Origin of the sequence: Gluconobacter japonicus, from assembly GCF_002723975.1 — a bacterium.
GTDB classification, from domain to species: domain Bacteria; phylum Pseudomonadota; class Alphaproteobacteria; order Acetobacterales; family Acetobacteraceae; genus Gluconobacter; species Gluconobacter japonicus.
Genome location: NZ_BEWO01000018.1, coordinates 33,229 through 47,318, shown reverse-complemented (window position 1 = coordinate 47,318; position 14,090 = coordinate 33,229). Strand labels below are relative to the sequence as shown.

Here is a 14,090-nt window from a genome sequence, read left to right as displayed (position 1 = left end):
CCGATGTTCTGAACGTGGATGGTGGGGAACGCTCCCTGCCCCACCTTTCGGTGTCTGCCCGTGGTAGACTGACTGTAGACCCGGACGTCTGATTGGCCCGCTCTCTCACGAGCGGTAGACGGTAGACCAACCGCAAATATCGCGGAGACATTAGCTGTCCACTGCATACTGGAAGTATCCCCTTACCCCACCAGCACTGACATACGAAGAATATACAAGAAAAAAGGAGAGGTAGGATAGGCGTATGAGAGAACCGCTGCCTGTCGGTCGCCCGTGCTGCAACAGGTGGGTCGCCGTCCGTCCTCCCCATGCTCGCCGGCTGCGCCGCCTGCGCGTGGGTCCGGATGACGCCGATCCTGCCGCTGCGCGGCACTGTTGCATCCCGGTCGCCCGACAGGCCGTCGCAAGGATGTTTGAAGAACCAGAGATGGATCGAGCATCATGCGACGCTACCAGTTTCCCTATGTTCCAACCCCCCGTGGCCGGCCTCCGATGCGCTGGACCGACACGCAGGAACCCACAACCTGCCGCCGCTGCAACATGCACTGGGACGATGGCGATCCGGCGCTGACGATTGCCTGCACGGGCTGCGGTGCACCTGCGGATGAGCCGTGCCGCCGCAATTCAGGTGGCAATGAGCGCGTGTGCGCCTGTCGCGACGAAGCGGCCGTCCAGATGGGGTTGCTGACACGTTGTGAGGGACTGACCTGGGACGGTCGCCACGAAAAGCCGCTACTGCTGCGGGAACGCCCGATCGCCCACGCTCTGATGTGCCGCTCGGTGCGGACAGGCGCCCCGGTCAGTCGGTGGACATCATGAGCCCGGATCTCGCCTCCTATGATCGCATCATTGTCGCCGTGTCGGGCGGCAAGGATGGCACGGCCTGTCTGCTCGCTCTGCTGGAAGCCGGTGCTCCGGCCGAACGCATCGAGCTCTGGCATCACGAGGTGGATGGGGCAGGGCGGTCCCTCATGGACTGGCCCTCCACGGGCCCGTATGTCGAAGCCCTGGCGCGGGATTTCAGCCTCCCGCTCTACCGATCTTGGCGCGAGGGCGGCTTCGAGCGCGAAATGCTGCGGGACACTGCGCCCACAGCTCCGGTTGTCTTCGAAACCCCTGACGGGGTCGTCAGAACAGGAGGGCAGGGGCCAGAGGGTACACGCCTGCGCTTTCCCCAGGTCTCGGCCAGTCTGTCCGTGCGCTGGTGCTCGGCCAGTCTCAAGATCGATGTGGCCGACCGTGCCTTGCGCGGACAGGACCGGTTCATCAACCGCCGTACCCTGGTTGTGACAGGCGAGCGTGCCGAGGAGAGCCCCGCACGGGCGCGCTATGCGGCCTTCGAACGCCATCGGACTGACACAAGAAACGGGACGCGGCGTCGTCGGCATGTCGACCACTGGAGGCCCGTGCACGCCTGGTCCGAGGCCGAAGTCTGGGTCATCCTCAAGCGCTGGCGCGTGATGCCCGCCTTTCCCTATCAGGGCGGCTTTTCGCGCCTGTCCTGCGCGTTCTGCATCTTCGGCAATGCAGACCAGTTCGCCACCCTGAAATGGATGGATGCGAACCGGTTTGCGAAACTGGTCAGATATGAAAAGGACTTCGGCTGCACGATCAAACGTGACAGGGGGCTCGAACAGCTGTCGTCCGAGGGGACGGTCTATCAGGCGGCCCGGTCGCGCCCCGATCTGGTCGCAGCCTGCCTGGCAGACCGTCCGTTAGAGACGGTTCTGACAGAGGACTGGACCCTCCCGGCCGGGGCCTTCGGCACCGGGGAAGGGCCGCTCTAGTCTCAGGCGCGAGCCGGACGGCCGCGACGCTTCTCGGGAAGCTTCTTTACCGGAGGAAGGGTGTCTTCCTCAGGGGAGGGCTCCTGCGGCGCAGAGGCGCGGGTCGTGGAGCCCAGGCCAATTTCGCGGGCGAGGGACGAGCGCTTCTCGGAATAGCTGGGCGCCACCATTGGATACTCGCGCGGCAGGCCCCACCGGGCCCGGTACTCCTCCGGGGTCATGTTGTAGGCCGTTTTGAGATGACGGCGGAGCATCTTCAGCTTTTTCCCGTCTTCCAGACAGATGATGTAGTCCGGAAACACGGAGCGCTTCGGGTTTACGGCGGGGGTCGGGGCTTCTTCCGCAACAGGCTCCGGCGTGGCCGGCGTCGCGAGAGCGTCGTGCACGCTGCGGATCAGCGCGGGCAGTTGATCGGCGGAGAGCGCGTTCTGCGACAGATAGGCGGCCACGATGTCTGCGGTGAGTGGCAGAAGAGCGGCATGAGGGTGTGCAATGGTCTCAATCAGGTCGGTCATAAATGTCCCTCAAGGTTCTGGAAGAGCTCTGGACATGGCTCTTTCAGGTCATGACTGCAAGTCGTTACGACTATTACTGCCTCAGATATTCACGGTTCCCTGAACCGCCTCGAAAAACGGTCATGTTTCTTTGATCGTGAGAGCGCACATCGCAGAAGAGGCAGACGAAAGAAAAGACGAGAAAAGAAAAGGAAGGGGGAGGAGGGGAGGCACCACGGGATCGCCCTGTGCCGCAAGGGGTGGGTCCGTCCGTGTCCTCGCTGGCGCTGCGGGCCGGGCGGTCCCGACGCTGACGCGTCGCCCTTGCCGCCCAGAACGACGCCGCGCTCGCCGGAAAGGGTCAGAAAGGAGACAGCAGACGATGCCCGTCATGGCCCTCACACGCCCAACCCCCACACAGAGTTTCAGCCTGGTTCAGGCCCACCGCGAGGGCTGGACCATTCTCGAAGGCTGCGGCCCGGAGCACGCTGACACCCAGCTGCGCGGCGTGACCTGCTCGGACCAGAATGCCTGGTGGCAGGTCGCGCGCCAGGCCCGTCAGGGATCGCCCTATCACCGTGAGGCCCTGTCGCGTCTGTCCCACAGTGAGCGCGAACAGATCTCCCTGCGCTTCGGTCCGCTGTGACCTGATCCGGAAGGCCTGAACGCCTTTCGCCCAAACCTATCCTGTTTGTTTTCCGGCCCCCCGGTCTGCCCCCGCGCAGCATCGGGCGCTGCCGCTTGTCCGGAGTTTCTCCCATGAGCAAGACCCAGCTCAGCTTTTTCGACACCTCAGCCCTTGGGGGCGGCAGCAACACCCTGTTCTGGGGCGACCTGCCCGGAGATCGTGCGCTCGACGAGGCCGCCTCCCTCGCGAAAGAAGCCGCTGCAGCCCCGGTTGTGGCGCCAAAGATTGACTTCCGTCTCTGTGGCACACGCGACCTGTCCCAGGGCTGGAAAGCGCGCGCACGGGACAACCTTGCCGCCATCCGTCTCGTGAGCGAACTGGAGACCGAGGGGCGCAATGCAACGCCGTCCGAGCAGGCTTTGCTGGCGAAGTTTACGGGATTTGGAGCCGGGGAGCTGGCCAACAGCCTGTTCCCCCGTCCGGGCGAAGCCTTCCGTCAGGGCTGGGAAGAGATCGGGGTGCAGCTTGAAACGCTCACGAGCCAGCAGGAGCGGGCCGGACTGGCGCGGGCCACGCAGTACGCCCATTACACGCCGGAACTGATCGTCCATGCGATGTGGGATCTCGTCGCGCAGATGGGGTTCCGTGGCGGACGTGCGCTGGAGCCGGGCTGTGGCACGGGTCTGTTCATGGGCGCGATCCCGGAGAAACTTGCCCCGAAGACGGCTTGGACGGCGATCGAGAACGACCTTCTGACGGCCCGCATCGCCCGAAAGCTGTTTCCGAACCAGTGGGTCCGGTCTGAGGACTTCACCACGGCGAAGATTGCCGAGCAGTTTGACCTCACGATTGGCAACCCGCCGTTCAGCAACCGCACGGTGCGTGGCACGGACGAGCTGGGGCGGCTTGGCCTGTCGCTGCACGACTACTTCATCGCACGCTCAGTGTCCCGCCTGCGCCCCGGTGCCATGGGTCTGTTCGTGACGTCACGCTGGACGATGGACAAGCGCGACGCCACTGCACGCCGGCACCTGTTCGAAACGGCGGACCTGGTCGGGGCGGTCCGCTTGCCGGCTGGCGCGATGCGCGATGATGCCGGGACCGACGTGGTCGTGGACGTGCTGGTCCTGCGCCGTCGCGAGATCGGAGACAGCCCGGGCGGGACCGCCTGGCTGGACGTTGCGGACCTGTCCGACACCGACGAGGGGGAGGGACCGCTCAGCATCAACCGCTATTTTGCGGAGAACGGCCAGCAGGTGCTGGGTCGGCATGGCTGGACGAGCGGGCAGTTCGGGCCGGAATACACCTGCGCGGCGAACCCGATGCTGATGCTCGACGACGCCCTGCCGAGCGCACTCTCCCGTCTGGCCGGACTGGCACGCTTCCCGGTCCCGCAGACGCTTGACGTCGAGGCGCTGCGGGACAGCCGACGTGCGGATGTCGGCACGGCAGGGGAGGGGGCGAGCCTCAAGGAAGGCAGCTACCTGATCGAAAAGGGCGCGCTGCACCAGATCATTGACGGCCAGTCGGTGGCGGTGAAGGTCAAGAAAGGCGAGCAGAAGGACGGTATTTTCCAAAAGCACGCGCGTATCATCGAAGGCCTGATCCCGGTCCGCGATGCCGCCCGTTCGGTCCTGCGCGCCCAGGTGGAGAACCTGCCTTACAGCGCGCTCCAGGCGGACCTCAAGCGCGCCTATCAGTCCTTTGTGCGACAGTTCGGGCCGATCAACCTGACGCTGACCAGCACGCGCATTGATCCCAGGACCGGGGACGAGAGCACCACGCAGCGGCGTCCGAACCTCCAGCCCTTCTACGACGATCCGGACGTCTGGCTGGTCAGCTCGATTGAGGAGTACGACGAGGACCGGCAGGTCGGCACACAGGGGCCGCTGTTCTCCGAGCGTGTGATCCAGGCAACGCTGGAGCCGGAGGTGCACAGCGCCCATGACGCCCTTGCGGTCTGCCTGCATGAGACGGGTGTCGTGGAGCTCCCGCGCATTGCCGAACTGCTGGGACGGTCCGAGGACGAGGTTATCGCCGAACTGGGCAGTGCCATCTACCTCGATGCCGGACGCAGCCAGCCCGGACGCGATGTCTGGGTGCCAGCCGACGAGGCGCTGTCAGGCGCGGTGCGCACGAAGCTGGCGGAGGCCCGCAAGGCCGCTGAGACCGATCCCCGCTTCGCCCGCACCGTGGCCGCGCTGGAAGAGGCCCAGCCCGAGGATCTGCGGCCGAGTGACATTACGGCCCGTCTGGGCGCGCCGTGGATCCCAACCGCCGACATCGAGGGCTTCATCGCCGAGGTGATCGGGGTCGAAGCCGGCGTGTGGCACACCAAGGAGGTGGCGTCCTGGACGTTGGACAAGGGACCGTTCCGGGGCAAGGCTGAAGCGACGTCCGTCTGGGGCACCGAACGCCGTCCCGCAGGGGAACTGATCGAGGATGCGCTCAATCAGGCCATTCCGCAGATCTGGGACACCTGGCGCGACGAGAACGGCGAGCACCGGCAGCTGAATGCCCAGGAGACCGAGGCCGCCAAGGAAAAGCTCGCCGCCATCAAGACGTCCTTCCAGGCCTGGGTGTGGCAGGATCCAGAGCGCGCCGAGCGTCTGGTGCGGCTGTATAACGACACCTACAACAACCTCGTCCCCCGCGCCTTTGACGGCTCGCATCTGCAGTTGCCCGGGGCCAGCACCACGATCCAGCTGCGCGCCCACCAGAAGCGGGTGGTCTGGCGCATCATCGCCACGGGCAACACTTACATGGCGCATGCCGTGGGCTCGGGGAAAACCTTCTCGATGTGCGCGGCGATCATGGAGCAGCGCCGTCTTGGCCTGATCTCGAAGGCCATGGTTGTGGTGCCAGGACACTGTCTGGCGCAGATGGCCCGCGAGTTCCTGATGCTCTACCCGACCGCGAAGATTCTGGTGGCGGACGAGACGAACTTCGTGAAGGCGAAGCGCCAGCGCTTCCTGGCCCGTGCGGCCACGGGTCAGTGGGACGCGATCATCATTACGCATGATGCCTTCAAGTTCATTCCGGTCGAGACCAAGTTCGAGCAGGCGATGATCGAGGCGCAGATCGCGTCTTACGAGAGCCTGCTGTGCGACGTGGACAAGGACGATCGCGTGTCGCGCAAGCGCATCGAGCGCATGAAGGAAGGGATGGAGGCCAAGCTGGAGGGGCTGGCCAGCCGCAAGGACGATCTGGTGCATCTCGGCGAGATTGGCATCGACCAGATCCTCGTGGACGAGGCGCAGCAGTTCCGCAAGCTCAGCTTCGGTACGAACCAGTCCAGCCTCAAAGGGGTGGATCCCAACGGCAGCGGGCGGGCCTGGGACCTTTACGTCAAGGCCCGCTATCTGAGCCGTCTCAACCCCGGTCGCGAGCTGGTGATGGCCTCGGGCTCGCCGATTACGAACACTCTGGGCGAGATGTACAATGTGCAGCGCTTCCAGCAGATCGACGCCCTGATCGAGCGTGGCCTGCACGAGTTCGACGCCTGGGCCGCCAATTTCGGGGAGACCCGCACGGAACTCGAGCTTCAGCCGAGCGGGCTGTACAAGCCTGTGACGCGGTTTGCGGAGTTCGTGAACGTGGCCGATCTGATGGCCATGTACCGGCATTTTGCGGACGTCGTGCAGCAGGACGACCTGCGCCAGTATGTGAAGCTGCCTGAAGTCGCCACGGGCAGCCGACAGATCATCGTCGCAGACAGCGGACCCGCCTTCCGCGATTACCAGAAGGAACTGGAAGCGCGGATCAAGGTGATCGAGGAGCGCAAGGGCAAGCCGCAGAAGGGGGAGGATATCATCCTGTCCGTGATCAACGATGCGCGTCACGCCGCGATTGATCTGCGCTTTGTCCGATCCTGGGAGGACAATGACACCGGCAACAAGCTGAACGTCATGATCGCGAGGGTCTTCGACATCTGGAAGGCGACGAGCGAAAACCGCTACACCGATCCCGATACCGGCAAGCCGTATGATCTGCCCGGGGCCGTGCAGATGGTTTTCTCGGATCTGGGCACGGAAGCGGCGCTGGAGAAACGGGGCTTCTCGGCCTATCTGTGGATCCGCGACGAGCTGATGCGGATGGGTGTGCCGCGCGAGCAGATCGCCTTCATGCAGCACTACAAAAAGAGTGCGGCCAAGCAGGGACTGTTCCGGGATCTCAATTCCGGGCGCAAACGCATCCTGATCGGCTCGAGTGCGACAATGGGCACGGGCGTGAACGCACAGCAGCGTCTGATTGCCCTGCACCATCTGGATGTGCCCTGGCTGGTGGCCGACATTATCCAGCGTGAGGGACGGATCGAACGCCAGGGCAACCAGAACCCGGTCATCCAGATTTACGCCTACGCCCTCAAGGGCTCGGTGGATGCCACGAACTGGCAGCTTCTGGAGCGCAAGCAGCGCTTCCTGTGTCTGGCCATGTCGGGAGACCGGTCGATCCGCCGTCTGGAGGATATCGGCGAGAGTGCGAACCAGTTTGCCATGGCGAAGGCACTGGCCTCGGGCGACGAGCGCCTGATGAAAAAGGCGGGACTGGAAGCGGAGCTGGCCCGTCTGCGTCGTCTCAAGGCCGCCCATTACGACGACCAGTTCAACGTGCGTCGCGCGATCGAGCGGGCCGAGCGTGATCAGAGGGTGGCCGAAGCCGTTATTCCGAAGATCCGGGCGGATATCGCGAAACGCCAGTCGACACGGGGGGAGGCGTTCCAGCTTGTGCGCAAGTCGGATGTGCTGACCGAGCGGCAGGATGCCGGCAGGTGGCTGATGGGTCAGGCGCGCACCGCCAAGCGTGCCGGGCAGAAAGGCCGGTGGAAACTCGGCGAGATCGGCGGGTTCGAGCTGGTGTGTGAGACCTGGAGCTCGACCTTCATGGGTGAGACCGAATGGGAGGCGACCATCGCCATCGTGGCCGAGGACCGGATGATCGGGATCGATTTTGATCACGACACCGCCCCGCTCGGGTTCATCGCCCGCATCGAGAACACCCTGCTGCGGTTCGACAGCGAGCTTGCGGATGCGCAGCGTGTGGTCGCTGAAACGGAGCGCAAGCTGCCCGGCTACCGCGCCCGTGACGGGATGCCGTTCCGCGAGGCGGCACTTCTGGAGGAGAAGGAGGAAGAAATGGCCTGCCTTGAGGCGGATCTGGCCGAGGATACAGCGCGGCGGGAGGCTGAGGCTGCCGAGGCTCTGGCCGCGATGGAGAGCCTGACGGTCAACGACAATGGAGGAAAAGAAGAGGAAGAAGAGACGGCAGCATAGGGAGAGGAGAAGGGGCGGGCATGGCCCGCCCGGTGCGGCAAGGCTCAGGCCGGGCGCGCTGGCGCGCGGCCTTGCCGCACCGGGCAGCCCCTGCATCCGCGGAGAGGTTGAAAGAGAGACCAGAGGAAGAGAGCATGTCCTATCGTATCGTCTATGACCTCGCTGCCGTGCGACTTCCGGCAGCGACCCTGCGCCCTCATGTCGCGGATAGCAGTTTTTATGCCGATCAGTACCTGCTGATGGAACTGGGTGGCGATAATAATGTCTATGAGGGGCGGGGCTCGCTCCGCGCGAGAAGCTGGTCCCTGATTGGGGCGGGACAGAACTGGGAGATCATGCGCGAAGTCGTGCAGTACGCCGCATCCTGTGAAGGTGGCGGGATGCGCTTCTCCGGTGTCAGCGAGACGCAGGCAGAAACCTACATTCGCAAGTGCCGGACTGTTCTGCGGGGCGCTGTGAGCGCGCAGGCGCTTCTTGATCGGGGCATAACCTGCACGGGAAAATTTGCGCTCCGCAAGGGGCCGGTTTCAGCGTGGCTCCAGAAGCGTGTGGACGAGCTGTCCGCCATCAAGGCCCCGGAGATGACAGGCGAAACCCCGGTGTGGTCCTGGCTGAACCTGCTGCGTGACCCGAAGGATGCGGCCATCTTTCTGGCATACTCCAATCTGGACGACGCGCCTGTTTATAACCGGGCAACAGTCCATGGACCGTGTCATGAGCGACACGCCATCATGAAAGGCCTGATCCCACTGGCGGAGTGCGCAGCATGAGCCAGACGGACCAGACCACCACTTCCAAAGTCCTGTGCGGCCTGAATGTGGAGATTTTCACCTATCCGAACGGCGAAGCTCTGCTGCGCACCGTGGACGCATATCCCGTCAATCGAAACGACTGGCATGGGCCATACAAGGATGCGGCTTGCGCGGAAGCCGATTTCGTGGACCGCCACGCGCCGCCCGTAATTACCCCGGAGGATCTACGGCGGGGCCGCCTGAATGGTACCATTGCGCAAACGCTTGAGGGTGCCGAGATGATGCTGACCATGGATCGCTGGACCGGGGGCAGTTGTCTGACGTCGTTCATTGTCAGACCCGAGGGGCAGGTATGAGCAAGACCAAACCGTCAACCGCAGGCCTCGTCTGCCGGCACCTGGACCTCAGTACCGGGCATCTTCCAGTCGCAGAGCGCGACGCGTGCGAGCTCTATCTCAGCAGCGGGGGCACAGCAGGACGAAGCTGTCTTGGCGGGCCCTATGGCTGGATGATCTATGTTCCCACCGAGGCGGAGGACGTCCCGCAGGACGTGTCTCCCGAACTGGCCGCCCTGATGGTTCAGGCGCGAAAGCAGGACTGCCACTACATCCACTTCGATCGGGACGGGTCGATCGACGAGACACTGCCTTTTTACGACTGAACCGCCACCGCCTTGCCTGCCTCAGGAAGAAGAAAAGGGGGCAGGAAAACAAACGGAAAAGAGAGAGGGAGCCGCCACAGGTCGCGGCTCCGCGCAAGGCTCAGGCCGGGCGCGCTGACGCGCGGCCTTGCGCGAAGCCGCGCCCCGTGCCCACGCCGAGATCAGCACGACAGAAAAAAGGAGAGAGGCGTGTCATACCCGACAGGACAACCCGCGGCCGAAGTGGCGCTCAGAGCAAACCTGACGCTGATTTTTGACGCGATGCAGGCGCATGGCGTGAAAACAGTCAAAGTTGAGTACGAGGCCAAAGAAGGCTGGTGGACAACGCTTCATGTGACAGCGGACGAGAGTCCGGATCTGTTCGAAGACCTGTCCCTTGAGAAGGCCGTTGCAGCGCTTGGACCTGACCAGACGATTGCCCCTCTGTTTCCGAACAGCTTTGACCTTGTGGTCTGGCACTGCGTCGAAACCGTTATCCGCCGCGTGCAGGCCGATTACGACACCGATGAAGACGGGTCTTACGGCTCGGCCACGCTGACGCTGGAAACGCGACAGCTGGAGGTCGAACATATCGAGCGTGTGGTCTCCCACCTCGCGCACAGCCTGACCGCCTGACTTCTCCCCCCCACGACACCTTTTCAACACCCTTACGACATCACTGGAGCCCATCATGGACGAACTGCGCCTTGTCGATCCCAACACCCTGATCGCGAACCCGAACAATCCCCGGCAGACGAAGCCCGGTCAGGCGAGCATTCGCCAGCTGGCGCTGAATATCCGCGCAGTCGGGCTTGTCCATCCGCCGCGCGTGCGCGAGCTGGGGGACGGCAGCCTGATGATCATCGCGGGCCATCGACGCACGGAAGCGGCGATCTATGCGGGTCTGACGGAAATTCAGGTCCATGTCACGAAGGTCGACAACGGTCTTGAGGATCTTGCGGCGGCCAGCGAGAACATGATCCGCGAAGGCATGACCGAGCCGGACCAGTGGCGTGCCGTAACCCGGATGCGCGAGGAACTTGGCTATACGGATGAGCAGCTTTGCGTGGCCCTCATGGTGACACCAGCCTACCTCAAGGGCCTGTCTCTGCTGGCCAGGCTGCATCCGCCGATCCTGCACGCCATCGAGATTGGCCGCGGCCCGGACCTGAAAGAGCGTCGGACTCTGGCCCTGTCGTCTCTCGAAGAGCAGGCTGCGGCCTGGGCTGAGATGTTCGCCGAGAGCGTGGAGGAGGGAGAGGACCCGGCCGGGTATCGTCTTAACGCCAAGGATCCGGATGATACCGTGAACTGGCGCGACTTCACCTGGCACCTGCGTCAGGATGACTGGTATGCGCGTGATGCCCGGTTTGACGATGCGCTGGCGCAAAAGCATGGCGTCGTCTGGACCGAAGATCTGTTCGGGCAGGGCGGTGAGGACAATCGCTACGTCACGGATGCCACGGCGTTTCGGGCCGCGCAGGAAGACTGGATCGCCGAGCATCGCCCTGAAGGCACACTTGCGATCGAGACGGACGAGTACGGGTCCCCTCTGCGGCCTCACGGCTATAACTTCGTCAATAGCTGGATGGGAGAGCAGCAGACGGATGTCGTCGGCTACTGGCTCAATCGGAATACCCTGAAAGTTGAAGAGCGGAAATTCCGCTTCGTAGGTGAGGAAACCGTCCGCTCCGAACCGCGTGTGGTGGAGCAGACGCCACCCCCAAAGAAGGAGCGCGCTGACATCTCCGGCACGGGTCTGAAGATGATCGGCTCCGTGCGGACTCTCGCGCTGAAGAAGGCCCTGCAGGCGAAAAGCGAAGATGCGGATCCATGGGATCTGGTGGCCGGCCTGCTGCTCGCTTTGAATGCCAACAACGTCCATATTTACGGCTGCGAAAGCAGTTCGCCTCAGGAGAACGCGGTGAAGACCGCCATGGAAGAGCTGTTTCCGGAAGGCGAACTGGTGCGTGATGAAGCGCTCATCCGCCGCCACGCGCTGGAAAGCCTCGGAGGCTTCATGAACTGCGAGGTCAGCATGCACTCCGGCTCCGGCATGGCAGCGGAACTGCTGGGCTGTCTGTTCGACGCGGATACCCACATGCCGAACATGGCCGATGAGGACTTCCTGAAGACCTACAGCAAGCCCGGGATCACCAGGGCGGTTCAGGCGCATGGGCTTGCACCACTCAACACAGGCAAGGAGATGCGGGCCGCTTTGCTGAACGCCGTGGGAGACGGGCACTGGGTTCCGGAGGCCGCAGGCTTTGCGCAGGCAATTGGCGTCTGGACCGAAGAGGTTCGAAACAGGCAGGCCCGCCGCGCGAAGTGGGCCGCCCTGAAAGACGATCTGGAAGCCGAGGATGAAGACGGCCTGGAGTGCGCTGATCCAGAGGATCTGGAAAACGTGATGGACGAGGAGGGCGGAGCAGACGCTCGCGAGCCGGACGTCACAGAGGTCGAGCCTGCGGAAAAACCGGACCTCGTGGTGCCGCAGGAACTCGTGGCCATGCAGGCCGCCATGGGAGGCCGGCTGGAGATCCTTCGGGTCTGAGGCAACACGCGGCCGAGGATAGACCTGACATCAGGCGGCACTCAGAAGAGCGCCGCCTTTTTTGTAAGCAGACAGAAGAAAGAGCCCACATGGCGGACTATTTTTCGAGGTTCTCAGTATTGATCCCGTTCCGGAGCGTTGAGGCGCGCGCCTGCGCGCTCAGACTTCGGGAACCCTACAACGCATAGTAGGAGGAGGAGCAGCCCGAGCGCTTTTCAGTAGAAATCAGAATTTTTTTCTGTTACATGTAACAGGAGGAGAAAAAGCCATGACCCCTGTTGCTACCCGCGTTCAAAAGCGTCGCGACACCCTTCGGAAGGCCGGTCTGCGCCCCGTCCAGATCTGGGTACCCGATACGCGCACACCTGGTTTTGATGCAGAATGCCAGCGCCAGGCGCGTCTCGTGGCGGAGGCAGAACGGCACGATCCCGCGCTGATGTCCTTCGTTGAAAGCGCGGCCAGCGATCTTGACGGATGGGATGCATGAACCGGGGAGACTTCGTTACCGTTGCTCTCCAGGGTGATCTGGGAAAACCCCGTCCCGCGCTAATCGTCCAGGCTGACCGCTTCGAAACGACGGCCTCTGTGACCGTACTCCCTGTCACCAGCACGCTCATAGACGCGCCCTTGCTCCGCCTGTCGGTAACACCGGACGAGCGAAACGGGCTGCGCAAGACGTCTCAGGTGATGATCGACAAGCCCAGCACTGTCTCCCGCGACAAGATCGGTCCAACCTTCGGGATCGCCAGCGATACGGTCATGCTCTCCGTAAATCGCGCTTTGGCCCTCTTTTTAGGTCTGGCCTGAAGCACGTAGAATGGCATGTGACGTCTGATCTGGCACAAAAGGGGATTGGATGTCTGCCCACAGTCGTCAGAGTGAAAGGGGAAACCATGATCTTCGTGATCGTGGTGGACCGTAAGTGGTTTACGAAGATCCTTCGTAAAACGAAGAAGACCCTTCAGGCGGTTGCCACCGCACTGAAGAGCCTCTCCGAGTAAATCACTTAAGGTAAACCGGGCCGTGAGGTGTTTTTTGCGAAGCCCCTCACGGCTCACCTCTGAACTTGGACGAACCGGTTACGATTTTCAAGGGCGGAGTCAGCATGGCTCCGCCCTTTTTCGTGCAGTGAGACGGTGCCTGGGTTCACAGGGGAAGAGCCTGCCCGCGCGAGGGCGAGAAGCGAAGAGAAAAGAGAAAGAAGGAGGAGAGAGGGGCGGGTGCCAGAGCCTGTCTGTCGCCGCAAGGGGTGGTGTCCTCGGCTGACGCCTGCGGGACCGCCGCTGACGCGTCGCCCTTGCCCCGCCAGTCAGGCCCTGACCCCGGCGAGGACAGTTGAAGAGACATGAAGAGAAGGAGATCAGCATGTCCGAACACCCGACTGTCACCGTAGGCACCCGCGTCAGCACCATCCTGTACAACAGAGGCCGGGGTGTCGTGTCTGCGGTCCATGGCACGCCTCGCCCAGAGACAATCAGACGCCTTGCTGGTGGCTTCATCGCGGCGGGAGGCAGTGCCAGCTTTGATATCGTCTTTGCCTGCGGAAGTATCAGCAAGAAGCTGCCCGAGAGCATTCTGCACGGCGTGCAGTGGACCATCTTCCACGACGAGCCCAAGGCTGGCCCGGAGGAAATTGCGCAGCTGCACGCTCATGCCGAAGCATGCCGTGCTGAAAAACAGGCGCGGAAAGATCAGGCTGCGGCGGCCCATGCGGCTGAAATCGAGCGTCTGCGCACCGATCCCGAATACGCCCATCTGGAGCAGGGGTCGGACCAGAGCGGCGTGCTGGCAGGAAAGAACATCCGCCGTCTGCTGAAAGCTGCGCTGCCAAAGCACACGTTCCGTGTGCGCAAATCCTCTTACGGGTCCGTATCGGTCAACTGCGACAATCCGCTGGATGATGCCGCGTAGAAGACTGTCGACAGCATCCGAAAGCAGTTCAGATCGGGGTCTTATGATCCG

Annotated in this window: 13 protein-coding genes; 12 read left to right on the top strand and 1 reads right to left on the bottom strand. The window is 63.2% G+C overall.

All coding sequences use genetic code 11. From position 1 onward, the window contains the following. Positions 1 to 441: 441 nt before the first annotated feature. Both GJA01_RS11665 and GJA01_RS11660 read left to right on the top strand, forming a co-directional pair. Positions 442 to 819: a hypothetical protein gene (locus GJA01_RS11665; RefSeq protein ID WP_062022321.1), complete on the top strand. Its 378-nt coding sequence runs from the start codon at positions 442 to 444 to the stop codon at positions 817 to 819. Continuing rightward, positions 816 to 1,787 carry a phosphoadenosine phosphosulfate reductase domain-containing protein gene (locus tag GJA01_RS11660; protein ID WP_172794451.1) on the top strand — a complete coding sequence of 324 codons (972 nt, stop codon included), beginning with the start codon at positions 816 to 818 and terminating at the stop codon, positions 1,785 to 1,787. Before GJA01_RS11665 ends, GJA01_RS11660 begins: the two co-directional genes overlap by 4 nt. A gap of 2 nt (positions 1,788 to 1,789) precedes the next feature. Here the strand turns inward: GJA01_RS11660 and GJA01_RS11655 are convergent, their stop codons facing one another. Continuing rightward, positions 1,790 to 2,302 carry a MucR family transcriptional regulator gene (locus tag GJA01_RS11655; RefSeq protein ID WP_062502936.1) on the bottom strand — a complete coding sequence of 171 codons (513 nt, stop codon included), beginning with the start codon at positions 2,300 to 2,302 and terminating at the stop codon, positions 1,790 to 1,792. Positions 2,303 to 2,672: 370 nt separating this feature from the next. Between GJA01_RS11655 and GJA01_RS11650 the strand changes: the two genes are divergently transcribed. From GJA01_RS11650 to GJA01_RS15295, 10 genes are all read left to right on the top strand, one after another. Next, a complete protein-coding gene (locus GJA01_RS11650) occupies positions 2,673 to 2,927 on the top strand; it encodes a hypothetical protein (protein WP_231875849.1) in 255 nt (84 codons plus the stop codon). Between the two features lie 113 nt (positions 2,928 to 3,040). Continuing rightward, positions 3,041 to 8,182, top strand: coding sequence for a DEAD/DEAH box helicase family protein (locus tag GJA01_RS11645; protein WP_062502935.1), 5,142 nt, complete (start codon positions 3,041 to 3,043; stop codon positions 8,180 to 8,182). A gap of 20 nt (positions 8,183 to 8,202) precedes the next feature. Then, entirely contained in the window at positions 8,203 to 8,952 is a 750-nt protein-coding gene (locus GJA01_RS11640) for a hypothetical protein (protein WP_231875848.1), read from the top strand. Beyond that, positions 8,949 to 9,290 (top strand): hypothetical protein, encoded by a 342-nt coding sequence (locus tag GJA01_RS11635; RefSeq protein WP_062022302.1) that lies wholly within the window; start codon positions 8,949 to 8,951, stop codon positions 9,288 to 9,290. Before GJA01_RS11640 ends, GJA01_RS11635 begins: the two co-directional genes overlap by 4 nt. Then, a complete protein-coding gene (locus GJA01_RS11630; RefSeq protein ID WP_062022299.1) occupies positions 9,287 to 9,595 on the top strand; it encodes a DUF5983 family protein in 309 nt (102 codons plus the stop codon). Before GJA01_RS11635 ends, GJA01_RS11630 begins: the two co-directional genes overlap by 4 nt. A gap of 189 nt (positions 9,596 to 9,784) precedes the next feature. After that, positions 9,785 to 10,210, top strand: coding sequence for a hypothetical protein (locus GJA01_RS11625; protein ID WP_062022296.1), 426 nt, complete (start codon positions 9,785 to 9,787; stop codon positions 10,208 to 10,210). Between the two features lie 55 nt (positions 10,211 to 10,265). Continuing rightward, complete coding sequence (locus tag GJA01_RS11620) at positions 10,266 to 12,128, top strand: ParB N-terminal domain-containing protein (RefSeq protein ID WP_062022293.1); 1,863 nt, start codon at positions 10,266 to 10,268, stop codon at positions 12,126 to 12,128. Between the two features lie 268 nt (positions 12,129 to 12,396). Next, entirely contained in the window at positions 12,397 to 12,615 is a 219-nt protein-coding gene (locus GJA01_RS11615) for an antitoxin MazE family protein (RefSeq protein WP_062022290.1), read from the top strand. Next, positions 12,612 to 12,935 carry a type II toxin-antitoxin system PemK/MazF family toxin gene (locus GJA01_RS11610; RefSeq protein WP_062022288.1) on the top strand — a complete coding sequence of 108 codons (324 nt, stop codon included), beginning with the start codon at positions 12,612 to 12,614 and terminating at the stop codon, positions 12,933 to 12,935. The genes GJA01_RS11615 and GJA01_RS11610 overlap by 4 nt, the downstream gene beginning before the upstream one ends. Positions 12,936 to 13,493: 558 nt before the next feature. Next, a complete protein-coding gene (locus GJA01_RS15295) occupies positions 13,494 to 14,039 on the top strand; it encodes a hypothetical protein (protein WP_156470273.1) in 546 nt (181 codons plus the stop codon). The last annotated feature ends 51 nt before the right edge of the window (positions 14,040 to 14,090 follow it).